General features: G+C 38.1%; 30 protein-coding genes. 5 read left to right on the top strand and 25 right to left on the bottom strand.

Translation table 11 applies throughout. The annotated features are described in order from the left end of the window. Positions 1–140: 140 nt before the first annotated feature. From bshC to ACFX4R_RS17390, 6 genes are all read right to left on the bottom strand, one after another. Positions 141–1,766, bottom strand: a complete 1,626-nt coding sequence (gene bshC, locus ACFX4R_RS17415; RefSeq protein ID WP_034649136.1) for a bacillithiol biosynthesis cysteine-adding enzyme BshC — start codon at positions 1,764–1,766, stop codon at positions 141–143. A 90-nt stretch (positions 1,767–1,856) separates the two neighbouring features. Beyond that, positions 1,857–2,240 carry a DUF3397 domain-containing protein gene (locus ACFX4R_RS17410; protein ID WP_013058968.1) on the bottom strand — a complete coding sequence of 128 codons (384 nt, stop codon included), beginning with the start codon at positions 2,238–2,240 and terminating at the stop codon, positions 1,857–1,859. 1 nt (position 2,241) lies between these two features. Continuing rightward, a complete protein-coding gene (locus ACFX4R_RS17405) occupies positions 2,242–3,123 on the bottom strand; it encodes a 2-dehydropantoate 2-reductase (protein ID WP_043976715.1) in 882 nt (293 codons plus the stop codon). Positions 3,124–3,281: 158 nt separating this feature from the next. Beyond that, positions 3,282–4,823 carry an acyl-CoA carboxylase subunit beta gene (locus ACFX4R_RS17400; protein WP_013084862.1) on the bottom strand — a complete coding sequence of 514 codons (1,542 nt, stop codon included), beginning with the start codon at positions 4,821–4,823 and terminating at the stop codon, positions 3,282–3,284. A gap of 19 nt (positions 4,824–4,842) precedes the next feature. Then, positions 4,843–5,055 (bottom strand): biotin/lipoyl-containing protein, encoded by a 213-nt coding sequence (locus ACFX4R_RS17395; RefSeq protein WP_013058971.1) that lies wholly within the window; start codon positions 5,053–5,055, stop codon positions 4,843–4,845. Further along, the gene (locus tag ACFX4R_RS17390) at positions 5,052–6,404 is read right to left on the bottom strand and encodes an acetyl-CoA carboxylase biotin carboxylase subunit (protein WP_043976412.1); all 1,353 of its coding nucleotides are present in this window, start codon (positions 6,402–6,404) and stop codon (positions 5,052–5,054) included. Before ACFX4R_RS17390 ends, ACFX4R_RS17395 begins: the two co-directional genes overlap by 4 nt. Positions 6,405–6,717: 313 nt before the next feature. Here ACFX4R_RS17390 and ACFX4R_RS17385 point away from each other — a divergent pair, with 313 nt between their 5' ends. Then, entirely contained in the window at positions 6,718–7,188 is a 471-nt protein-coding gene (locus ACFX4R_RS17385) for an N-acetyltransferase (protein WP_013058973.1), read from the top strand. 81 nt (positions 7,189–7,269) lie between these two features. Here ACFX4R_RS17385 and ACFX4R_RS17380 read toward each other — a convergent pair whose 3' ends face one another. The 4 genes from ACFX4R_RS17380 to ACFX4R_RS17365 all read right to left on the bottom strand — a co-directional run bounded on the left by ACFX4R_RS17380 (position 7,270) and on the right by ACFX4R_RS17365 (position 9,745). Beyond that, the gene (locus ACFX4R_RS17380) at positions 7,270–7,872 is read right to left on the bottom strand and encodes an RsfA family transcriptional regulator (protein WP_013058974.1); all 603 of its coding nucleotides are present in this window, start codon (positions 7,870–7,872) and stop codon (positions 7,270–7,272) included. Positions 7,873–8,050: 178 nt separating this feature from the next. Then, entirely contained in the window at positions 8,051–8,818 is a 768-nt protein-coding gene (locus ACFX4R_RS17375) for an enoyl-CoA hydratase/isomerase family protein (RefSeq protein ID WP_013084864.1), read from the bottom strand. A gap of 169 nt (positions 8,819–8,987) precedes the next feature. Then, positions 8,988–9,161, bottom strand: a complete 174-nt coding sequence (gene rpmF, locus ACFX4R_RS17370; RefSeq protein ID WP_013058976.1) for a 50S ribosomal protein L32 — start codon at positions 9,159–9,161, stop codon at positions 8,988–8,990. A gap of 65 nt (positions 9,162–9,226) precedes the next feature. Further along, positions 9,227–9,745, bottom strand: coding sequence for a YceD family protein (locus ACFX4R_RS17365; RefSeq protein ID WP_043976411.1), 519 nt, complete (start codon positions 9,743–9,745; stop codon positions 9,227–9,229). 179 nt (positions 9,746–9,924) lie between these two features. On the opposite strand from ACFX4R_RS17365, the gene ACFX4R_RS17360 reads away from it, so the two are divergent. Beyond that, entirely contained in the window at positions 9,925–11,124 is a 1,200-nt protein-coding gene (locus ACFX4R_RS17360; protein WP_043976410.1) for a nucleotidyltransferase, read from the top strand. A 27-nt stretch (positions 11,125–11,151) separates the two neighbouring features. Here ACFX4R_RS17360 and ACFX4R_RS17355 read toward each other — a convergent pair whose 3' ends face one another. Both ACFX4R_RS17355 and ACFX4R_RS17350 read right to left on the bottom strand, forming a co-directional pair. Continuing rightward, on the bottom strand, positions 11,152–12,168 hold the full coding sequence (locus ACFX4R_RS17355) for a SepM family pheromone-processing serine protease (RefSeq protein WP_277813710.1): 1,017 nt from the start codon (positions 12,166–12,168) through the stop codon (positions 11,152–11,154). Further along, positions 12,158–12,955, bottom strand: a complete 798-nt coding sequence (locus tag ACFX4R_RS17350) for a patatin-like phospholipase family protein (protein WP_013058980.1) — start codon at positions 12,953–12,955, stop codon at positions 12,158–12,160. The genes ACFX4R_RS17355 and ACFX4R_RS17350 overlap by 11 nt, the downstream gene beginning before the upstream one ends. A gap of 466 nt (positions 12,956–13,421) precedes the next feature. Between ACFX4R_RS17350 and ylbJ the strand changes: the two genes are divergently transcribed. Then, positions 13,422–14,633 (top strand): sporulation integral membrane protein YlbJ, encoded by a 1,212-nt coding sequence (ylbJ, locus tag ACFX4R_RS17345; RefSeq protein WP_043976409.1) that lies wholly within the window; start codon positions 13,422–13,424, stop codon positions 14,631–14,633. Between the two features lie 55 nt (positions 14,634–14,688). On the opposite strand, the gene coaD is transcribed toward ylbJ, so the two are convergent. Both coaD and rsmD read right to left on the bottom strand, forming a co-directional pair. Then, a complete protein-coding gene (gene coaD / locus ACFX4R_RS17340; RefSeq protein ID WP_013058982.1) occupies positions 14,689–15,183 on the bottom strand; it encodes a pantetheine-phosphate adenylyltransferase in 495 nt (164 codons plus the stop codon). 35 nt (positions 15,184–15,218) lie between these two features. Next, positions 15,219–15,788, bottom strand: a complete 570-nt coding sequence (gene rsmD / locus ACFX4R_RS17335) for a 16S rRNA (guanine(966)-N(2))-methyltransferase RsmD (protein WP_043976407.1) — start codon at positions 15,786–15,788, stop codon at positions 15,219–15,221. 611 nt (positions 15,789–16,399) lie between these two features. On the opposite strand from rsmD, the gene ACFX4R_RS17330 reads away from it, so the two are divergent. After that, positions 16,400–16,786, top strand: a complete 387-nt coding sequence (locus ACFX4R_RS17330) for a DUF7147 family protein (RefSeq protein ID WP_013084871.1) — start codon at positions 16,400–16,402, stop codon at positions 16,784–16,786. Between the two features lie 75 nt (positions 16,787–16,861). On the opposite strand, the gene ACFX4R_RS17325 is transcribed toward ACFX4R_RS17330, so the two are convergent. Beyond that, the gene (locus ACFX4R_RS17325) at positions 16,862–17,137 is read right to left on the bottom strand and encodes a YlbG family protein (RefSeq protein ID WP_013058985.1); all 276 of its coding nucleotides are present in this window, start codon (positions 17,135–17,137) and stop codon (positions 16,862–16,864) included. A 77-nt stretch (positions 17,138–17,214) separates the two neighbouring features. Between ACFX4R_RS17325 and ACFX4R_RS17320 the strand changes: the two genes are divergently transcribed. Further along, a complete protein-coding gene (locus ACFX4R_RS17320; protein ID WP_016765456.1) occupies positions 17,215–17,529 on the top strand; it encodes a hypothetical protein in 315 nt (104 codons plus the stop codon). A 5-nt stretch (positions 17,530–17,534) separates the two neighbouring features. Here the strand turns inward: ACFX4R_RS17320 and ACFX4R_RS17315 are convergent, their stop codons facing one another. From ACFX4R_RS17315 to ACFX4R_RS17270, 10 genes are all read right to left on the bottom strand, one after another. Then, positions 17,535–17,981: a YlbF/YmcA family competence regulator gene (locus ACFX4R_RS17315; RefSeq protein WP_016765457.1), complete on the bottom strand. Its 447-nt coding sequence runs from the start codon at positions 17,979–17,981 to the stop codon at positions 17,535–17,537. Positions 17,982–18,081: 100 nt separating this feature from the next. Beyond that, positions 18,082–18,468, bottom strand: coding sequence for a carbohydrate-binding protein (locus tag ACFX4R_RS17310; protein WP_013058987.1), 387 nt, complete (start codon positions 18,466–18,468; stop codon positions 18,082–18,084). 99 nt (positions 18,469–18,567) lie between these two features. Then, positions 18,568–18,804, bottom strand: coding sequence for a YlbE-like family protein (locus ACFX4R_RS17305; protein ID WP_013058988.1), 237 nt, complete (start codon positions 18,802–18,804; stop codon positions 18,568–18,570). A gap of 5 nt (positions 18,805–18,809) precedes the next feature. Next, the gene (ylbD, locus tag ACFX4R_RS17300) at positions 18,810–19,220 is read right to left on the bottom strand and encodes a YlbD family protein (RefSeq protein WP_013058989.1); all 411 of its coding nucleotides are present in this window, start codon (positions 19,218–19,220) and stop codon (positions 18,810–18,812) included. Between the two features lie 82 nt (positions 19,221–19,302). Then, positions 19,303–19,890 (bottom strand): lipoprotein heptaprenylglyceryl N-acetyltransferase LhaT, encoded by a 588-nt coding sequence (gene lhaT, locus ACFX4R_RS17295; RefSeq protein ID WP_013058990.1) that lies wholly within the window; start codon positions 19,888–19,890, stop codon positions 19,303–19,305. Between the two features lie 133 nt (positions 19,891–20,023). After that, complete coding sequence (locus tag ACFX4R_RS17290; RefSeq protein WP_034649101.1) at positions 20,024–20,791, bottom strand: menaquinol-cytochrome c reductase cytochrome b/c subunit; 768 nt, start codon at positions 20,789–20,791, stop codon at positions 20,024–20,026. A 110-nt stretch (positions 20,792–20,901) separates the two neighbouring features. Next, complete coding sequence (gene qcrB / locus ACFX4R_RS17285; RefSeq protein WP_013058992.1) at positions 20,902–21,576, bottom strand: menaquinol-cytochrome c reductase cytochrome b subunit; 675 nt, start codon at positions 21,574–21,576, stop codon at positions 20,902–20,904. Positions 21,577–21,579: 3 nt separating this feature from the next. Beyond that, entirely contained in the window at positions 21,580–22,080 is a 501-nt protein-coding gene (locus tag ACFX4R_RS17280; RefSeq protein WP_013058993.1) for a QcrA and Rieske domain-containing protein, read from the bottom strand. A gap of 204 nt (positions 22,081–22,284) precedes the next feature. Beyond that, positions 22,285–22,743: a YpiF family protein gene (locus ACFX4R_RS17275; protein WP_025750392.1), complete on the bottom strand. Its 459-nt coding sequence runs from the start codon at positions 22,741–22,743 to the stop codon at positions 22,285–22,287. Positions 22,744–22,861: 118 nt separating this feature from the next. Then, the gene (locus ACFX4R_RS17270) at positions 22,862–23,407 is read right to left on the bottom strand and encodes a ReoY family proteolytic degradation factor (RefSeq protein WP_013058996.1); all 546 of its coding nucleotides are present in this window, start codon (positions 23,405–23,407) and stop codon (positions 22,862–22,864) included. Positions 23,408–23,445 lie beyond the last annotated feature (38 nt).

Raw genomic sequence — 23,445 nt, 5'->3', positions numbered from 1 at the left:
GTAGAATAAAATGTAAGGAATATAAGGTTTTTTTGCACAATTAGAAATAAATACCTTATAAGGATTCAATTGGTTAACATTCACCTTGTAGACTTTTTCTCTTTTCCAAAATAAAAATCCTGCTTTTCAGCAGGATTTTATTAGACATAACAGACTTTTAACTGGTGATTTAATTCGACTTCAGCACTTAGTAAATCTGACACAAATTGCATACCATAACCATTTAAATAATACATAATATTCCACATTCGTTCTTGTGGAGCATTGTAGGGACGAAGAGCAAGTTCAATTTGAGCATATTTTGAATGCTTCACATCGTGCTTAATTAGCTGTTTGGATTCGACAATCTTTTGAATGGTTTCAAACTGCTTTTGAATAATCGCTCGATTTTTAAGCATGACTTCATCAAATGTTTTGTCTTCTTTTTGAATATTTTCACGAAGAGTTTTATGAATTTTTTCGAAATCTTCTTTCGCTTTTTCAAAATACATTTCGTATGGGTTGTGAACTTCTGTCTTAAGCCAGTGCTCCCTCTCTGCATCTACACCTTCGTTCACTACGTTCGAAAGGTCTAACTGAAGTTCATCCATATACTTCTCGATATGTCTTTCTACGATTGCATAGGATAACCTAGGGACCACGGGAGGCATTTTAAAGCTAAATAAAGAAAATGCTTTTTCAAGCTCTGCCCAATACGCTACTTCCCCCGGACCTGCAATAAACGCAAGGGTAGGAAGTAAGTACTCCTGCATAAGAGGTCTAGTCACAACGTTGTTACTAAGAAGCTCAGGCGTTTGTTTAGCAATTTGAACCAGCTCTTCTTTAGACAGCGCGAGTTCATTTTGCTTTCCAACAAACTGCTCTTGTTCTGCATCTCTTTCTAAAAGTACTCTGTTTTCATTGTGTGAATAAAAGAGATGAGCCGTTTCTTCTCCCACTTCAATCATTCGTCCGTATTGTTTTTGAATCTCAGTTTGCTGTTCCATAACGGCTGACGATAATTTGTCATTTTGTTCAATTAACGTCACAAAGAAAGAAGATTCAATGCTGCGCACTTCTTTAGAAGCTGCATCCATTAAAATAAGACCTGACTCTGCGAACATTGTGGTAACCAAATGAGCAAAGAAATCGACATAGGTACGTGATTTATCTAACGCTTCTAAAACAAAGTGTAATACCTGGTTTGTATGGGCCGTTTCATTAAACGTTTGAAATACATCACGAACCCAGCTTCTACAGGCCTCATGGTCTAGTTCAATTTGAGAAACCATTTGCTTTTTCTTTAAAGAATGCTTTAGCGTTTTCTTTAAAAGCTGGTTTTTATGCTCTGTGTATACATGGTTGATCTCAGCAAAATCATGATCTTCTCCAGCAATCCAAAATACCGGAAGCACGGGCACGTTTAAAGCTTCCTCTTGTTGTTTAGCTAGGAGCACAATTGAAATCACTTTATGAATGGTGTACAAAGGACCGGTAAGCAGCCCCGCTTGCTGACCTCCAACGACCACTACGCTGTTAGGATCTTTTAGCTTTTCAATATTTTCAATCGTCTTAGAAGATGCTCCGTAGCGCTTATTAAAATCAAGCAGATACTCAGCAAGCTGTTCTCTTGGATAAGACTGCTTTTGAACATCCGCTAAACGTTTTTCATATACGTCTTTTTCGTGTATATTATAATGAAAAAAGGAAAGTGCTTGCTTTTCACCTTTTATGTAATCGTTCGTTAGTTTGTTTCCCGCCTTTAAAGAGACGTCTGTAATCTCCATGAAAGAACTTCCTTTCTTTTCCTAATACTTATATTCTCTACATATAGCTTCATTATCCATAATGTAACTGCCCACGTCTAGTAACATGCTTTACAGAGAGGAAATACGAAAAGCGATTCCACCTATATTTAATACAATATGTGCAATAAGAAACAAAACAAAATTCATCCGAAAGAACCCTTTCGCGATAAGCTTCATTTCTAAGTCATGTTTGACTTTCCAATGTACAAACATCATAATCATTGCTACAACTAAAAGGACTAACGCAATCAACCACAAAAAAGAGTGCCCGAAAATTTCCACAGCTGCATAATGCACGGACAAAATAAGAAAAACCGTAGTAATGTACGTTGCAATGTGGACAGATTTCCTTTTATTTTTCGTCAGTTTGCGTAAAAGCATGTATAGAATAAAAAAACCAACGAGCGGCAGAGTGACAAACGTCGCAAAAACTCCAGCAATAAAACTTCCCATGTTAATCACCCTTTTCTTCTTCGATTCCTTTTATTGACCCATATAAAAAGTCAACAATAGGCGTCGACGTTCTTTTTTCAGCAGCTTGTGTTTGAATATAGCCTAAAATAGCATCAATTTCTGTTTGCCGCCCCTTCTGTATATCTTTTAGCATAGAAGATTGATTTGTACTCGTGCGCGAACAAACCCCCAGCGCATTTTCCCAATAATTAAAAGCTGAATCCAGTTTTAACACAGCGGCAATCTCTTCAAACAATAGACGCATCGTTTTATAAAAGTAGCCGTTATGAATCAGCTGCCCATTTTTTACCCCATACAGCGCCGTAAGAGGATTGATGAGCGCATTTACAACTAATTTCTTCACCAGCATCGCATACCAATCTGTTTCAATCACCCAAGGAAAATTCACAATTGGCAAGATAGACTCCATTTCTCCTCTGTATGAAGCAATACGGGTTGTTCCTATTCCTGTATGATGGACGCTATCCATATTTGTACGCATTGCCCCGTGTTCAACTGTACCCAAATAGAGAGTGCTCTGCGGGAGATTTTTAAGAATTTCAATATGGCTCATACCGTTTTGGATAAACAAAAGGGGAGTATGTATAGTAAGGGTTTTGATAAAAGGAATAATCTCTTTTAAATGATACTGTTTTACAGTAATAATGATTAAATCTGCTTCTTTTATGTTTTTTTCCAGAGGGATAGCACTCACTTTTTTAGTGTGATGTTCCCCTTGTCTATGTAAGGTAATTCCATTATCGTTAATACACTTTGCTTGAGTTTTTGTTTTCGTATACAAGGTTACATCATAACAATCTGATAAATACGCGCTAAACAACAGACCTAATGATCCGCCTCCAATAATACCTATAGTTTTCATCGTATTTTTTGTTCCTCTTTCCATTATTGAGTTTCATTTTAGCAAAAAAATGCTTTGAATTAAATGCATTCTTAAAATTTTACCTATTCATATAGCCCGTGTGATTAAAAATCACCGGGCTTATTGTAAATTATTTAGAGTGATCCCGTTTTTTTCTATTATACGGGATACACCGGATGTTTACGACGGCTAAAGGTCACATTCTTTGTTTCATATAATCGAAAGCGGTCAATTAAAGTTCGACGCAGTTCGTTAGCAGGAACGATGTCGTCAATAATAAGTTCAGAAGCCAGCGTATAGATATCGATGTGTTCTTTATACTCCTGCTGTTTCTGTTTAACAAACATAAACCGCTCTTTCGGATCTTCAATTTCATTAATTTTATTAGAATAGACGGCATTTACTGCCGCTTCAGGACCCATTACGGCAATTTGAGCAGTAGGTAATGCAAGGCAGCAATCCGGTTCAAAAGCTGGACCAGCCATAGCGTAAAGCCCTGCGCCATAAGCTTTGCGCATGACCACGGAAATTTTAGGAACTGTAGCTGAACTCATCGCTGCAATCAATTTTGCACCATGTCTAATGATGCCTGCTCTTTCTACTTTGGTTCCAATCATAAATCCAGGTACATCCGCTAAAAATAGCAAAGGAATATGGAAGGCATCGCACAGTTGAATAAATTTTGCTCCTTTATCTGCTGAATCTACAAACAGCACTCCTCCTTTGACCTTCGGCTGATTGGCAATAATCCCTACTACTTTTCCATCTATTCGTGCAAGCCCTGTTACCAATTCGGCGGCAAACAGTTTTTTCACTTCAAAGAAGCTCCCTTCGTCAATAAGGGTATCAATTGCTTCATAGATATCAAATGGAACATTTTGATTCTCCGGAATTAGTTCTACTAAATCCTTTGTCTGCTTAGGCTCTTTAGCTTTTTGTACTTTAGGCTTCTCTTGATAGTTTTGTGGAAAGTAGGTTAAATAAGATTTGGCATAGGAAATAGCTTCTTCTTCAGAATAAGCTAACACATCTCCACATCCGCTAACGCTGCAGTGCATATGTGCTCCTCCCATTTCTTCTAGCGTAACCTTTTCTCCAATAACAGCTTCGGCCATACGCGGCGAACCTAAGTACATAGAAGCGTTTCCATCTACCATCACAACAATATCACAAAATGCAGGGATATATGCTCCTCCAGCTGCTGACGGACCGAAGAGCAAACAAATTTGAGGAATGACGCCGGAAAGTTTTACTTGATTGTGAAAGATCCGTCCAGCTCCTCGGCGGTTTGGAAACATATCTAATTGATCCGTAATACGCGCTCCTGCAGAATCCACTAGGTAGAGCAAAGGCACATGCAGTTTTTCTGCTACTTCTTGAATCCGAATAATTTTCTCTACTGTTCTGGCCCCCCAAGACCCTGCTTTTACAGTAGAGTCATTAGCCATTACACAAACCGTTTCACCGTTTACTTTCCCAATTGCAGTTACAACACCGTCTGCCGGCAATCCTTCAGCTTTATTATTTGCAAACATGCCGTCTTCTTCATATTTCCCGTCATCAAATAAAAGGGCTAAACGATCTCTTACAAAAAGCTTCTGTTGTTTTGCAAGTTTCTCTTTGTACTTCTCCGCGTTGCCACGCTCTACTTTTTGACGATTTTCATCATATTTTTTCTGAGATTCACCTGTATGTATCATGATATCTCTCCTTTATGAGTTATGAAATAGTCACCAAAACGTCGCCTTCGTTCACAAAATCCCCCACGGCTATATGGACAGTCTCTGCAATACCAGCTTGATCGCTTTCAATAGGAATTTCCATTTTCATAGATTCTAATACAACAACAACTTCTCCTTTGGCTACACTTGCACCTTGCTGAACAAACACATTAAATACCATGCCTGCCATTGTCGCTTTGATTTCACTCATTGTGGTGCTCCTCCTTTATTTAATACGGTTGATAATAACGATGTGTTATAGGTGCCTTTTTCATATAACTCTTCATTTAACAACTGCTTAAATAGAGGAATATTCGTTTTGATTCCCTCTACAACAGCTTCTGTAAAATATGATTTAGCTAGTTCAATTGCATTTGAACGCGTACGACCAGTAATAATAACTTTTGCAATCATTGGATCGTAAAAAGGTGTAACCGCATTCATATCACTGTAGCCGCTGTCTACGCGCGCATAGGTTCGCTCCGGCAAGTGATAACCCGTAATTTTTCCCGGAGCCGGTAAAAAAGTAAACGGATCTTCTGCATAAATTCGAAATTCAATGGCATAGTTATTTGCTGCTATTTCCTCTTGCACACGTGGAAGCTTTTCTCCGCGCGCAGCTAAGATCTGCCACTTAACTAAATCGACCCCTGCAATTTGCTCGGTGATCGGATGCTCAACTTGCAGCCGTGTGTTCATTTCAAGAAAATAAAAATTTTCGTCTTCATCCACAATAAACTCCACCGTACCTGCATTATAATATCCGATTGCTTTAGCCGCTTGAACGGCTTGGTTTTGCATGGCTTGTCGCGTACTTTCTTTTAAAGAAAGCGCAGGGGCTTCTTCAATCACTTTTTGATTTCTTCTTTGTACGGAACAATCGCGTTCAAAAAGATGAACGACATTACCATGCTGATCTCCAAACACCTGTACTTCGATATGTTTTGCGTTTGTGATAAGCTTTTCAATAAACATTCCTTCTTGACCAAAATATGCTTTTGCTCTTGCTTTTGTGGAGGCATACACTTGTTTTACTGCTTCTTCGTTATCGCAGCGCACCATCCCAATTCCGCCGCCGCCTCCGCTTGCTTTTAACATAACGGGATATCCAATTAGACTCGCTACTTTACAAGCCTCTTCAACTGACGTCACATCGCCTTCGCTGCCGGGGACAACAGGTACACCCGCTTCTTTCATCGCGGCACGAGCAGCAATTTTGTCGCCCATCATCGAAATGATTTCGGGAGAAGGACCGATAAAACAAAAACCTTCATCAATCGCTCTTTTAGCAAATGCATTATTTTCCGATAAAAATCCATACCCAGGATGAATGGCATCTACTTTTTCTTCATGACTAATTCGCAGCAATTCTTCTACATTCAAATATGACTTTTGCACAGGAGGCTCTCCAATTCGACGTGCTTTTGTAGCTGCTTGAACATAAGGAAGCTCTGCATCTGCATCGGAATAGACAGCCACCGTTTCAATGCCCATTTGTTTGCATGTATGAATAATACGAAGAGCAATTTCTCCTCGATTTGCAATCAGTATTTTTTTCACCTTTCTCTCCCCTTTCCTCAAATTTCTACTTTCCCCCATATAATTCTACAATAATTTTAAAACTCCTCTACAAATTTTGAAAACGCTTTCTATTTGAATCTCACTTTCCTTTTGCTTCCTTTCTAAAAAGTGATGCTTATAGTAATGTATTCTTCGTATTTAACTGAAAGAATTCATTTTTCCTCATGCGCATTGAATATTCGTTCACCGATCACGAAAACAGAATATTTTGTATTTTTGTTATATAATATTAGATGAACGAACCAAGCCAGTTCGTTTATCTAGCAAGGAGACATAACAAGGGGGATATGGGATGAATTACGAAGTGAAGCATTTAAAAATTAATTTTAAAACGCTAGAAGAGTTCAAGAAATTCAAAGAATATGGCATTCAAGAACTTTCAATGCTAGAAGAATTACATGCCAAAATTTCCGATAATGAAATAAATTCTCCGTTTTACGGTATTTATTTTGGAAATAGCTTAGTGGCTCGGATGAGTCTCTATAAGCGAAACAAACAGTACGATCAATATTTCGAGCCGCCTCAAACGTATATTGAAGTGTGGAAACTCGAAGTGCTCAGCGATTTTCAGCGCAAAGGATTGGGTCAAACGCTCGTTGAATACGCCAAATCCTTTCAATTACCTATCAAAACAAGCCCACGAGTAAAATCGAGTGATTTTTGGTCAAAAATGGGGTTCGTACCTGTAACATATGATATCGATCGTGATTTAGGAGAAAACCCTCTTATTTGGCTACCAAACGGTGTAAGCGAACAAAAATAAACAGCTGATTTCCAGCTGTTTATTTTATATCTATATGGTATATATGATCAACATGAAGTAGGGAGCATTCAAACTGTCGCTTTACTTTTGAACTTTTTCTAGATTTAAATTTTTATCCACTTGAAATTTCACTTTTCTACTTTTTTCATCCTCTTTTAATACAACCATTTTACGAGCCCTCTCCATAATTTCAATAAGAGCTTTATAGTCATCTTCCACAATTAACAAGTTGTTTTGCAAAGCTTTTTTTTCTTTTTCCAAAATCGTTACTTTCTCTTGTAAACGCTCAATCTTTTGCTGCAGTTCTTCATTAGCTTCGAGAAGCTCTGACGAGTGCCTTTGCCCTTGATCTACATTTTCTAAATATTTAATTACCTCATTAAGCGAAATATGTTTCTCTGCTTCCATATATGATAAGCGTGCAGGCTGCTCGTCATCTTTTGAAACAGTTCTTGCTTTTAATTCTTTTCTCTGTTTTTTCGCAAGATCAATACCAGTCTTGTATTGTTTGCGCACAAAAGAATTCCAGCGGAAGCCACAAGCTGCTGATGTTCGTGTAAGTTTCTTCCCCACTTCTTCAAATGCAGCTAGCTGAGTGCCACCTTCACGTATATGACGCAGTACAATTTCTGCGAGTAATAAATCTTCATCATGAGTCCATGCATCTTGACGAGAAGAAGTCATTTTTCTATCCCTCCTTATCCGTACTTATTAAATGAATATGCACCTACTAGATAAGATAGACTATTGTTCCTCTTCTCAATCAAGAAAATCTTTCATATACTTTGAAGCAAAATGGGAAACCCGTGATTCTTTCATCTTTCGCTTATTAACTATATTGCTATGGAAATGCAGTTCATAACTATGTTTTTTTAACGATGACCTTTTGAACCGCTTCTTCATGCTCAGGCGACTCCCACAATATCGAGCAGCGATGAATTTCTTGTTCCATCCGATTCCAAACCCGGCTTTGCTCCCATTTCTCAATAGCGATTTCTTTGTAAGCTTGCAATACCTGGGTCGGTTTATGAGTGATAGGGGCTAACCACTCCTCACACCTCATAGTTAGTTCTTTAAACGACGTGACATAGGAAAGAAATCCAATTTGCTTTGCTCGTTCTACTCCATACAGCTGAGCACTGTAGATCATTTCCATCGCTTCTTGATAACGCAGCTTTTCAAGAAGAATGGTTCCTCCTCCCCAGCCTGTTGTAATTCCTAAATTCCCTTGAATAAAGCCCATTTCGCTATGTGTTGCACTTATACGGAAGTCACATGCAATCGCAAGTTCACATCCTCCTCCAACCGATGTTCCATTCAAAAGGGCAACTGTGGGTTTTGGGAGTGTTAAAATCTCATAAAGAATTTTCCCCATTTTCGTTAACATTTGAGACGCCTCTTTCGAAGTCTTTAGCTCATGAAATACGCTTAAATCTCCTCCACTGCAAAATGCATCTGAACCAGCCCCTGTAATTACGAAAGCTTTTACTAACTGATCATGTTTCACATAATCTACAGCTTGCTGCAGTTCATTCATAACATCATAATCAATAGCATTACGCTTTTCAGGACGATTAATCACAAACGTAGCAATGCCTTGGCTTGTAGTAAACAGCTCGCTTTTTTTCATGCTTTTTCCTCCTTATAGACAAGGTATGAATCCTTTTACAACAGTAATTGTTTATTTAAAAAGAGTTCTTGTTCTATAAGAAAAATCCTTCTCTCCCAAAGGGTAGAGAAGGAAAAAAGGCAAAAAAAATAAAAGACCCTTTAAGAGGGTCTTTTATTTAAATAAGCAATTATTTGCTTACTACGTCATTTCCTTTGTAAGTACCACAAGCTTTACATACGCGGTGTGATAGTTTCATTTCACCACAATTTGGGCACTCTACCATACCAGGAACTTGTAATTTAAAGTGCGTACGACGCGTTCTTTTCTTCATTTTAGATGTTCTTCTAAAAGGTACAGCCATTATTCCCACCTCCTTAAAAGAATTTTAAAATCATATGAAGGCCCGAAAGCCGGATCTTCGCATTTTTATTTCTTTTTGTCTTTAAAGAAATTTTCGAGTACGGCTAAGCGGGGATCTACTTTTTCCTGCTTTTCTTCTTCGGTAACAACTTCCCAGTCTTTTCCTGACTGTGGAGCTGCTCCTGCCGCTTGCTGATTTTCACTAAATACCTGCAGAGGAATTTCAACAATAATTAACTCTTGAATCAAAGGTTGTAAATCAACCGTTTCTCCCTCTACAATGCGTACTTCAGCATCTTCTTCATAATCAGCATTCACATTCAATAAAAACGTTTCAGTTGCGTTAATTTCAAACGGATACGGAACGTCAACTAATGTACGAGCACAAGGCAACGTCATTTTTCCTGAAATTTCAAGGTGAAACGTTACTTTCGAAGAACTAATGTCGGCTCTTCCTTTCACGTTTACATCTGACATTCTACGAATTTGAGGATCAGCATTCATAAACTCTTTGCCGTCAATCACTTCGTCAAATGTTAGACCTTTATTTTGCAACTGATACAATTGATGTATTGTCCATTTCATTGTTAATCACCTCAAGGCAACAAAGGTTATTATAGCTTTCACAAGATTATTTGTCAATATTTTTTCTTTACACTATAATGTACTTAAATATGCTTTTTTGTAAAAATTTCTTACTTTCATAAAAAAATGTTTTTAAAACAAAGAGCTAGACTAAAAATAATAAATTAAAAGGAGACATTATGCAAGCAGTTGGAATAATTGTCGAATATAATCCTTTTCATAACGGACACGCTTATCATTTGCAGCAAGCGAAACAACAAACCGGAGCAGATTGTGTGATTGCTGTGATGAGCGGGCACTTTTTGCAGCGCGGAGAGCCTGCTCTTGTATCAAAATGGTCCCGCACAAGAATGGCTTTAGCGGCTGGTGCAGACTTAGTCTTTGAATTACCCTATGCTTTTTCTACTCAAAAAGCTGAAACATTCGCAGGCGGCGCTATTTCTATTTTAGAATCCCTTCGCGCTGACTTTGTATGCTTTGGCAGCGAAAATGGCAATATTGACTCATTTACCCGCACCGCTGATTTGCTCGAAGCTCATGAATCAGAACTATCCGCTTTAATTCAACAAGAGATAAAAAAAGGGAACAGTTATCCAAAAGCAGCTTCCAATGCTTTCTTACAGCTTTTCACGGAGGCTCCTATTGATCTATCTCAGCCAAATAATGTGCTTGGAATGAGCTATGTAGCTGCCATTAAAAAACAGCATGCATCTATTAAACCATATACAATCACTCGAATTCAATCACATTATCACGATGATTCCCTGTCTTCCTCTTTTATTTCAAGTGCTACAAGCATACGTAAAGCTATTTTTGACAGCAGCAGCCATGGGGACCTGAGCAAGCACATGCCAGTTAGTACAGCAAATGAATTAGCAGCTTACAAGCAAGCACACGGACAGTTACATCATTGGGAGCATTATTTCCCATTTTTGAAATACAAATTATTAACTACTCCGCTTTATGACTTACAGCGTATTTATGAAATAGAAGAAGGTATTGAACATCGGCTCCTATCTTATATTTCTTCAGCTACTTCATTTGAAGATTTTTTAACAAATGTTAAAACGAAGCGATATACGAGAACCCGTTTACAGCGCATGTGCGTTCACCTTTTAACCAATACAACAAAAAGTGAGATGCAACAAGCTGATCCTTATATTCGCTTATTGGGAATGTCAAAGACAGGACAAGGCTATTTAAAAACGATTAAGAAAAAGCTGTCCCTTCCTATTGTATCCACTGTATCGCAATGTAAACTAAAAGAAATTGATACCGATATTAAAGCGACACATGTTTATAGTATGCCGTTTCAAGAGCCTCTGCGCTCTCAATTTATGAAACAAGAATACACGCAGCCTCCTATCATTTGGCCATAAAAAAATCGTCTGCAAGAGACGATTTTTTTATGGTTTCAGCTTTTCCAAATACGTTACGGCGTCCGAAAATGAATCTACGGGTACAATTTTCATATCACTGTCTATTTTTTTAGCTGTCTTCACTGCTTCTCGATAGTTAGAGCTCGCAGCCCCTTTTTCATTTGGTGCAAAGAAAATCTCTGCTCCTTCTTTATCTGCGGCTACAATTTTTTGCGAAATACCTCCGATTGGTCCTACCTCTCCTTTATCATTGATAGTCCCTGTACCTGCAACGCGATGGCCTTTTGTCATGTCCTCTTTAACAAGCTGATTATAAATTTCAAGCGAGAACATCAGTCCAGCTGAAGGCCCTCCTATTTTTTCAGTATCAATATGTATATCGGGCTTAACTTTTAGTTCTTGGTTCGTTTCTAAGGCAATTCCTAGGCCTACTCGTTTCGGCTCGTCAGGGAATGCTTTAACTTTTAGAGTATGTTTGCTTTCTTTGCCATCTCTTTTTACATAAATTGATACTGAATCTCCTGCTTTTTTAGTCGATACGTAGTTGATTAAGTCCTCAGCAGTTTGAATTTTTTCCCCGTCTACTTTCGTTACTACATCTCCAACATGAAGTTTTCCATGTGCAGGCATATTTTCTACGACATATGTAACATATACGCCTTTATTGAGATAGGAAACGCTCTTTCCAGCTGCTTCGTATGCTACTGAAATAGCGGCATTTTTTGATGTATCCATCATATGTAATTGCCTTGTCGAGTAATCTTCATCGCTTTCACCTTGCTGCAAAATTTGCTTTGTAGGGAAAATTTCATGAAAGTCCTGTATTTTCGCAAGACCATATGAAAGAGGAGTTGCTCTGCCCATTCTTACAGTTGTCAGCATAAACGTCCCTTTTTCATGGTATCCATCTTCTACCTTAATAATAGGCGCAAGTTCTTCTGCCATTCCAGGCTTTGTAATGTAGTACGGCAAAGGATAAAAACAAAGCATTGCCACCACTGCAATAACAGCCAAATATACCAAAATTCTAATTCTAGATTTCACTTTTTTTGTTCTCCTTCCAATGATCAATTGCTTGTAGGATAGAAGGCAACTGCTCATGTGCTGCTTGTTCACCAATTGAAATCATTTCTTGAATGTTTGTAAACGCTCTGGAACTAAAAGTATCGAGATTAGGACGAATCATAATGTCTGAAGCAATGGTCCGATGAGCTACTAGCTCATCTTGCAAAATATCTAAACTTTGCATAATGACATCAAAAATAGAGCTGATTTCTGCATTCACTTTCGCTTTTGATACATCGACTCCAATAACAATATCAGATCCCATTTCTTTTACAACCGATACAGGAATACGGTCCACTACCCCGCCGTCTACAAGCAATCGTCCATCAATTACTTCGGGAGCAAAGATTCCTGGAATTGAAATACTTGCTCTCACCGCTTCAGCGATAGGTCCTTTCTTAAACACCACTTTCTCTCCTGTTTTCAAATCTGTCGCTACAATGGCAAACGGTATAGACAGCTGTTCAATGGTTCTATTTTGCGTAAAGGTGCGAACCAACGATTTCACTCTGTTTCCCGTAATAAATCCCATTTTAGGCACGGTAAAATCCAAATAATACTTTCGTTTGAACGTTAGCGCCATTTTATAAAGAGTTGCTAGTTCAATACCTGACGCATATAGTGCACCAACTAAAGCTCCCATGCTGCTGCCAGCTAGAAAATCAATAGGAATGTTATTTTCTGTTAGCGTTTTGATTACTCCTAAATGTGCAAAACCTCTAGCTCCACCTGAGCCTAACGCAACTCCTATTTTTGGGCTTTCCACTTTACCTGCCCCCTCGTTTTACCTTATAGACTTCTAAAAATGTAAAAACATTTGATGAGCTTCTCTATCATTGTTGCCCTGTATTCGGTAGGACTATTCTTCATTTTCTATTTGTTCATTTAGTATGAAGCTAAAGATATGTTTTGCTCAATACACGGTGGTTATTAAGCATTATACTATACTGAAGGTTGTTTTAAGAAATTCTTTCTCTTCGCTTGCTGCGTATACGTTTTTTTACTCCTTGACTATCCTAGAAGTGCATTGATTTATGTATATGAATTGTATTTCCAAATGTGACAAGACGCCTTTTTATTCAGTATGAATTTATTTTCTCCTTACTCATAGGCATAAAGTCGATGCATAGCTTCGTATATTGATATATAGAAGAACTTGTACATTTGCCTAAAACTCCTCATTTCATTCATATCAAGATGACATGAGCTTAGAAAAGGAGATGAATCGTTCGTTGAATAAATCAATGGTGAAAACACTTCTGCTCGGGACGAGCGTAACGCTTCTCGCTATTGCGCTTATTGTATATCCAAAAGAAGCGCTAGAAGGTTCAGTAAGAGGTCTCAACACATGGTGGAAGGTCGTCTTTCCTTCTCTGCTGCCCTTTTTTATTGTTTCAGAAATGCTTATTGGGTTTGGCGTAGTGAAGTTCATTGGGATCTTATTAGAGCCGTTTATGAGGCCTTTATTCCGAGTACCTGGAGTAGGGGGTTTTGCTTTAGCAATGGGCATGGCTTCTGGGTTTCCTTCAGGAGCAAAAATCACTTCCCGGCTGCGTCAAGAAAAGCAGCTAACAGCTATAGAAGCTGAAAGACTCGTATCATTTACTAACTCATCTAACCCTATTTTTATTTTTGGAGCTGTGGCAGTTGGCTTTTTTCACAATCCAGCTGTCGGTATCATATTAGCTCTCTCTCATTACATAGGGAATATTTGTGTAGGACTGGTAATGCGTTTTTATGGATCAGCAAAACCGAAAGGACAAGTAACTCAAAAACCTTCTTTATCGTTAGCTTTTCATGAAATGCATAAAACGCGTTTAAAAGATAAGCGTCCTATCGGGAAGCTTCTAGGAGATGCGGTTACTTCTGCTGTTCAATCTCTCTTAATGATTGGCGGTTTTATCATTTTATTTTCTGTATTAAACAAACTTTTATATGTTACTCATATTACGGCCGTTTTAAGCAGCGGTCTAGCTTATTTATTTTCCCTTTGTCATATAGGGACTGAACTGAGCCTTCCTTTTATTTCAGGGCTTTTTGAAATCACGCTAGGAAGCCGTCTAGCAAGTGAAGCGCCAGACACGCTGCTGTTTCATCAAATTATCATCGTTAGCTTTGTATTAGGCTTCAGCGGTTTCTCCGTTCAAGCACAAGTGGCTAGTATACTCGCCGAAACAGATATTCGATTTTTCCCGTTTTTTATTGCACGCATTTTTCACGGCTGTTTTGCGGTAGTATTCACTATTTTTCTATGGGGTCCTCTTCGAGAATCCATTACTACTTTTCAAGCATCTGAAGGAGCACTGCCGGTTTCTTCTCACTTGGAGTCCGTTACGATTCTATCGCAGTGGCTAAACGTGTACGGTCCGCTCTTAACGATTTTTACGCTGTGCTGCTATATTTATATATATTCAAAACGAACGTTTCTTCATCGTTCCCAGTAAAAAAAGAACGCGACGTTTTCTTATCGGCAAAGAAAACGTCACGTTCTTTTTTATCTTATTTTTGAGACAGCTGTTCAAATTTTTCCGCAAGCGCTTCTCTAACAGGGGGAGGAACTAATTCAGAAATATTCCCGCCATATTTAGCTACTTCTTTTACAATACTAGAACTTAAAAACGAGTATTGATTATTTGTCATCATAAATAACGTTTCGATTTCTTTATCTAATACGCGATTTACAGATGTGATTTGCATTTCGTACTCAAAATCCGATACTGCACGTAAACCTCTTAAAATGGTCTTTGCCTGCTTTTCTTTTGCATATTCCATTAATAATCCACTATACGACTCTACTACCACATTAGGAAGTGATTTTGTTACTTCTTTCAGCAAAGCTACTCGCTCTTCCCCTGTAAATAAAGGACTTTTTGAAGAGTTATTTAAAACAACCACATAAATCGTATCAAATACATTTGCGCCTCGTTTAATAATATCAAAATGTCCATTTGTAACTGGATCAAAGCTTCCTGGACAAACAGCTATACTGCCCATACGTATCCCCTTTCTACATCTAACAGCTCATTGATTTAGTCAACTGATTCTTCTTTTTTGTATGTATAAATAGAAACACCAATGATACCGTACGTTTCGCTTTTTATTTTTTCAAATAAACCAATCTCATCATCTAACTGTACATCATGAGAATGCTCCGCTACAATAATTCCTGTTTTTGCTAGAAGATTTTCTTCACTTACCGTTTCGATAAGCGCTTTCAACTTTTGTGCTTTATACGGTGGATCAAGCAAAAGTAAATCGACAATCAGCTCCCTTTTCTTTATCGCTTTCAGTGCACGTTCTGCATCATTTCGATACACTTCAGCGCGGTCTTCTAACCGGCAAGATGCTAAGTTTGCTTTAATCGTCTGAATCGCTTTGCCATCTCGATCCACAAAAATGACTTTATCTATTCCTCGGCTTAGAGCTTCAATTCCCAAGCCACCGCTTCCACCGAACAAATCAAGAGCTGTTCCACCTTCAAAAAACGGTCCAATCATATTAAAAATAGCTTCTTTCACCTTATCTGTTGTAGGGCGGGTTGAGTATCCTGGAACCGCCTTTAACGCATGGCCTTTATATAAACCTGCTACTACTCTCATCCTTATCACTACCTTACTTTTACTTCCTTATTCTTCATTATCCTAACATATTTTGAATTACAAAGACTAGCAAAAATCCTCAATTTATTCAATGCTGTATACATTCTATGCAGTAACCAGCAGCTTGCTTTTATGCTGGACTTTTACGGCCGTGTCCTTAGATACACTGATTCTTTTCTAAAAGATACACCTATGAAGATCATTCGGCATTTCGTTCATAGAAGAATTCCTTTACTTTAATATGTCATAACAAACGTAAATTTACCCTTTTTCTCTGTTATGTTATCAGTCTTTTATGTATTAAAAAGTGAATTTCACAAGACAGGTATATGAACGTTTAAAACGGACATACTGACTAGTAACAACATCATCTAACCGATGTTGTTGCCAACCGCGGAGAAGACTTACGTTTCCCCATAAGTTCTTCCTCCGGTTTCTCCTCTCCCTTTGCCTTCATCAAGGTGCTTGTAATCGCAGAGGTGATTACACCCCTTTATTGAAGGGCCCTACAATGAGTAGTTGTAGGGATTTTTTTATTTACTCTTAAAATATTCAGTGATACATTAAACTACGTGAGTTTGCTTTTTTAATACATAAAGGGGGAAAGACATATGATTCAGCGTTTTATTGAGCTCGGAGAAGGGTATTCAGATATTTATGAGCTGTTAGAGATTGTCAAAAGCAACAAACACCGTCTTGCTCATCTTATTATGCTGCGAACAGTAAAAGAAGATCGACAAGTAGCTTCTTTTGTCGCTGTCTTGCATCCAACAGCTGAAGGGAATTTCCAACCGCTTTACGTTTGCCGAGAAGGAATTGTTTTAAAACAAAACGACAGCAAGCGCGTTGAGTTATTTAAACGAGCTGCTGAGGAAGCGGGAAAAGAAATTGTGGTACTCGATGTCAAACCATCTACTACATTTCCAGAAACAGCACTCTACTATCAGCACCTTATTGGCATTTTGCGAATGAACCGCTTTATTCCGCCAATGCAATAATCTCATCCCTGCCTATTCGTTTACTAAGGGCAAGTAAAATAAAAAAAAGGAATGTAAATAACATTCCTTTTTTGTTTAAATTCCTATCTTATAGTCATATTCCTTCGCCTTATCCGGCTTTGAATTTTCGAATTCTGTTTTTAAAAACGGCCGATAAGAAGGATCTACTTTCTTCACAAAAGGTAGAGACTGAAGTTTATGGATTGTTTTTTCAATGCCATCTTGGTTGCAATATAAGACAACATACTTTAATTCTTTAGATACGTAATGTACATTTCCGTACTTTCGCAATGCTTTTGCTTGCTTAACAGAATGCACATACGCCACAATTCCTTGACGTTCAACAAACATATTTAGTTCCCCTTTTGCATACGTTATATTGGTTTTCTTTATCATAAATTCTTTTATATGAAGTAGGTGCTTTATGTATGAATTTAGATGATATCTGGATGCTCTTTCTTACTCATTTTAACGAGCAGAGAGCTATTGAACAAGTCATTTTCAAAAAAATCACAAATATACCCTTTTTGTATATAAACACATCAATTAAGCGTAGAAAAATAGATGAGCTTCTAGAAGCTTCATCTATTTTTGCTACATCCAATACAAATGCTACGTGGCGCTCAACTTTTGTCAGAAGTCAGCATCTTACTTATGTTTATCAGCATAGGTTTTACGTTCCACAGCGTAAAATGGCCTGCTGCGGAAATTCCTGTGCTGATTGCGTTCGATTTATACAGTGAACGGCTTATGCGCTGCACCCACAGCTTCCACCAGATCCGCAGCCACCGCCGCAGCTGCTTCCCGTATCAAAAAACGGATTTCCCGTTGGTACTTTCACATGCTCTGAAACAGCTTGACCAAGGATAACGCTAATTTCATCAAGCAGCTTTTGTAATTCACTTTCTGCTTTTTTGAACGCAGCGATTGTCGCGTGTAAATCAACTTGACGCTTTACATCACGTACTTGTCTCGTAATGGTTTTATAATCAGGATGATATTTTCCAAATCGCTGAACATCCTCATACTGTTCCTTTATTTTCACAAATTCAGCAATTAATGCCTGTGCATGTGAATCTTTATTTAATCTATATAAACATTGACGATAGTTCTCGGCTACGTCTGATTGTAACACCATGTTCGCTACGTGATCAGACTCATCGAGTAATTCAACAGTTCTCATTGTTGTCAGCATGGCTGTGCACCTCCGTTTTTATCTTATCACGTTTTGGATCTAAAGAAAAAGAACTTGCTAAAACAGCTTACACTGATTTACTACAAGTTCTACTTTTTAACTATATAATTTCAACCGTAAAGGTATTCCTCACTTGATAACTTTCTTCTTTAGATTTCATCAGTTCAATCGTAACAGTATGAGATCCTTTTGGAAGATCACTTAAAACAAAGGCTGCTTGCTTCATTTCTTTAAATGGTTTTCCATCTACTTTGATTTGAAGGAATCCACTCTCTGTTGAAAATGAAAACCCGCTTAGAATACATTCGACGTATACGTTTTGTCCTTTCACATGCTGGTGTACCATCAGTGAAGGTTTTGTATTCATTGCACCAAACGTTTCAGCTGCCCGCGGCTGAGAGGAAATTTTAGTTTCAGGTTTTGGTTTATCATGGTTGCATCCTAGCAGAGAAACTACACATAAGGCCGTCGTTAATAGTAAGCGCATAATACCATTCCTTTATCATTCGTTTCTCCATAGTGTTTACAAACTCTTTGTTTTTACTCATGACGTGCAAAAATCTCTGCATCGCTATGTATGCAGAGATCATTGATTTTTCATGGACTGAAACATATGAAACATCATGTTTGCCATTTGAATCGAATTCGAAAACTTTTCGACTTTATGAGGAATCGTTTGTTTGTAGTAGTGCTTAGATTCTAATTCAAATTTCTCCAGTTCTTCAGGATTTCTAGATAAACGCCGGTACCACATTGGCTGTTCACGAACGAAGTCGTTGAGTTTAGGACGAGACTGCATATACTCGTATATATCTTTTCTCATTGCGTTTAATCTTTCCTAAAGCCAAATGGATTCCCTGGCCCGGAAGCTGCTCCTCCACCAGATGGCTTAGATGGCTGAAATTGCTGCAGTACTTGTTGAATATTGGAAATAGCTGAATTTACATTTGTGATATGATTTTGCATTTGATTCAAGTCCATGTTTTTCAGCGAGGATACGATTGTACCCATGATATCTTTTTTCTCCTCTGTTGCAGCAGCTGGTTCAGCCTTTGCACTTTCTTCTGAACGATATGCCTCCCACATTGGATCTTCTGCACCGAATAAATACCAATCTTCATAAAGCTCTTTCCACGTTTTTTGCTGCTTTCGAACCTGTTCTACTAATTTGGGATGTGATTTTACAAATTGTTTAAATTCCACAACGGACGGATGAAGCTCTCGTTTGGTTTCCTTCACAGTCACTCACCTCATACTTAAATATAGCCTACTATATCTTAGAAAAAGAGAGCTCGTTTCGTGCGCCTATTTCAAAATTTTTTTATAGCTGTTTTTTTGAAGAAGCACGAACTGTGAACCAGTATGTAATGAAAATAGATAAAATGCTTAGCCAAAATGTAAAATAACCAATTTCAGACATATACGCATTGAGCATGCTGTATCTTGGCATCATAGAAAAAACGTAATCAATGATATCATTATGTACAGCCCATACAGCGGCAACAGCTACATGCCATAATTTAATGCGGTAAAACGGTACGTACAAAAGCCCTTGAAAAGCCATTGCTGCATGAGAAGCCATTAACATAAGCATCATCCAATCAATGTATCCTGTTAACACATAGACCAATACATTCATTACGACGGCCCAAATCCCGTATTTAAACAGCGTGATCATTGCTAAAGCTTCAAACAGTGAAAAATGCTTTCCAAGTAAAAGACCGATAAGTACAATAACAAAAAACAAGCTTGCCGTTGGACTATCAGGCACAAATAATAAAAACTTCTTAGGTGTTTCCGCTAATTGACTTCCATACCAAATATATCCGTAGATTGTTCCTAGTATATTCACAATCAGCAAAAGCGTTAAAAAACGCTTATCTTTTAAGGTATACCATAACCAAGCCATTTAGAAAGTCTCCTTTACATTTAATCTCTTCTTTATTATGTACAGTTTTTGAACAATAGCAAGCACCTATCTCATTGATGTAAAACACAGCATTAAATAAATTCAAAAAAACCAGCCCTTTGGCTGGTTTTCATTATTCTTTTCCTAAGTTGCCGACAAACTCCGAGAGCGTTTTCAATTCTTTATCTGAACCTTTGAAAACACCTTTTGGCATATTGCCTCTACCATTTTTTGCGATCTTGGCGATTTCCTCAGGAGATAAATCAATTCCTGTTAAAGCCGGAGCCGCAGGACCTCCCTGTAAGTTATCACCATGACAGGTTAAGCACGTTTGCTTTTGCATGATTTTGTAGCCTTCTGAATTTTTGTCAATCGCTACTTCTTCTCTAATTTTCCCTTGCTCTTCACGCGCTTTCCAGTCCACCTGTGTCGCTGACTGCCACGTTAGGAAATAGACTGCTGCTATAGCCAAAAGCATGAATCCTGTTGCAAACGGCCTCTTAGCTGGTCTTCTTTCTGGTCCTCGATCAATGAACGGAGCAAGCATTAATGCGCCAAATGCAATCCCTGGAATAATAAATGCACCTATAATATTATATGGACCAGAAGCAAATGAATATTTAAGCAATTGATATAGGAACAAAAAATACCAGTCAGGAAGAGGCAAGTACCCCGTATCAGTCGGATCGGCAATACGTTCAAGAGGAGATGGATGAGCGATGGTTAAACATAGATAACCGATTAAAAAAACTGCCCCTACCATCCATTCTTTTAGTAAAAAGTTTGGCCAGAATGCTTCTGTTTTCCCTGGAAATTCAGAGTAATCTTTTGGAATATTGGGTTTTCGTTCTGCAGGAACACGTGAATCTCCAACAAACTTCATCCCTTTACCACGATGCATGTTCTCCCTCCTTTTTCTCACTGTTCTAGTGAAAGTACTAACAACGGAGTATGTGCTTGATGCATATGATGACTAGTGTGATTGAATACTTGAATAAAGCGTATAAAATTTTATAGTGGTCCTGAAATTCCTTGTTTACGAATCATTAAGAAGTGGGCACCCATTAAGCCAAGTAGGGCTCCGGGTAAAAAGAATACGTGAATGGCGAAAAAGCGAGTTAGTGTTTGAGCACCAACGATGTCTGGATGTCCTGAGAGTAACGTCTTCACTTGCTGGCCTATAATTGGTGTGGATTCAGCAATTTGCAAACCTACTTTCGTTGCAAAGAGCGCTTTCATATCCCACGGCAACAAATAACCTGTAAAACCTAAACCTAACATAACAAAGAAAATTAACACACCCACAATCCAGTTTAACTCGCGGGGTTTTTTGTATGCTCCTTGGAAGAAAACACGAAGTGTATGTAAAAACATCATGACGATAACCAAACTTGCTCCCCAGTGATGCATACCTCGAACAATTTGTCCGAAAGCGACTTCATTTTGCAGATAATAAACGGATTCCCATGCATTTTTTATATCTGGTACATAATACATAGTTAAAAACATGCCTGATAAAATTTGAATAACGGTAACAAAAAACGTTAATCCACCAAAACAATACACAAATGCTGAAAAGTGATGTGCAGGATTTACGTGCTCTGGCACTTCATGATCGGCCACATCTCGCCATAAAGGAGTAATATCTAGCCGTTCATCCACCCAGTCATAGATTTTATTCAACATTTTCTATGCCCCTCCTTGTGGTTTGGCTTTTCCTAGATATAACGTACCGCCTTTTACTTTTTGAACGTATACATCTAACGGTCCCATCGGTGGTGTCCCCGGTACATTTTTACCGCTTTTTTCATACATTCCCCCATGACAAGGACAGTAGAAACGGTGTGGATAGTTTTTGTCACCAGCCCAGTTAACCGTACAGCCTAAATGCTTACAAATTGGTGACAGCGCGACGATTTCACCTTTATCAGTTTTGTACACCCAAGCCGATCTTGGCTCTTCTGATTTATGCCACGCATCCACTTGCTTGATTTTAAAATCGACACGTTTCGGCTCTTTTGTAATGTCTTTAACCTGCGCCACAGCTACTAAATCCTGACCCGCTTCTTTTTCTAAAATTGGATCTACTGCAAAGCGCACCATTGGCATTAACATTCCAGCAGCCATGAATCCCCCTACACCAGTGAGCGTATAGTTTAAAAACTGTCGTCTTGATACCCGATCACCCATGCTTTTCCCCCCTTTAAAAAAGTTCAGTCCAGAGAATTTTGGACACATGATGGACCATTCTATTAAACTAGGACATAATCATGATATATTAATATTTCTGGAAGGTCAATACAATAAAAACCTAAAACATGGAAATAACCTTTATTTTTCTAAATTTTTTGTCATTATTTTGTTTGCGCTTCCATTGCTTATTCTACAGTATTTTTAAACACTCCATTTCTCTACAAAAATCGGTAAGAGCTGTTGAACTTGTTCATGTATGAGCGTATACTTATGCGACTCATCTATATGCTCAAGCGGTAAAGCAGGTATCCAAATGCAGTACGCCCCTATTTCTTTTTCAAACTGCAGCCAGTCTCGGTCGCTAGTAAGCACAAAAAGATGTTTGACTTCATTGTCATTTATATGCTCATTCCAACGAAGTAATGTTTCATAAACAGCAGCTACTCCATCTTTTTTTAAGTATGTAAAACTAGGTGTTAAAATCACTCTTCCTTTAAATTGCCTCTCTAACTCTTCAGTAAGAGCAGTCGTATATTCACTCATAGATGCAGTAAGCTTTAAATCTTCTCCGAAATCAATCGGAATGAGTGGAACCAATACAGTATCAACATAACTTTTGGATTGTAAGTACACATCCATTTCCTTGGCCTGAAGCTTCAACTTCCTTCTCCTCTCAGCAAGCCCGCTAAAGCTTGTCTTATTTATTTTCCAAAATGAATAAGGAAATAAAAAAAAGAGATTGACCTTTTTCTAAGAAGCTAGCCAATCCCTCAGTTATCTACTGTACATAATGGTTATTTAAATATTCGCTTAAGCGCTGAAATTCCTCTTTATCGTTTTCATCTAATGCTTTATCAATTAGTTCCATGATTTTTGATCGCTGAAACTTCTGAATAGATTCTTCCAATATTTGCTCAGCTAATACTCTGTCTTTTTCATTTGTTTGATTAGCTTTTGGCATATACGGATTGTCTTCCAGTACAGCCACATATTGAGGCGATGAATACAACGATCGGAAGTTTAATTGAATATAAATGTCTTCTTCTCGATTCAAACGAATATCATGAAATGATTTTTCTGCATCGGTTGTCATGATATTTTCTTTATAAAAACGAAATGGAGGGTCTTCCACACAGTGCGTAGACATCACCATCCCGCGAGGACAAAACTGTGCTTGCTCAACGAAGTGAACTCGTTTCATCAATTGATCATGGCTCATCAAATAATTTAAAATCCATACACATTCTCTTCGCTTCAGCTGATAATTCGTTAAAAACCAGCGAACAAATTCTTTTTTCTCGTTGACAGTAACAGGGGTCGTCATATTCTCACTTCCCTCCTCTGTGTTTAAACTCTCAGTTA

This window comes from Priestia sp. YIM B13490 (assembly GCF_042787735.1).
Taxonomy (GTDB): domain Bacteria; phylum Bacillota; class Bacilli; order Bacillales; family Bacillaceae_H; genus Priestia; species Priestia megaterium.
Note: the sequence above shows the minus strand (reverse complement) of the source record. Positions and strands in the feature narration are given on the sequence as shown.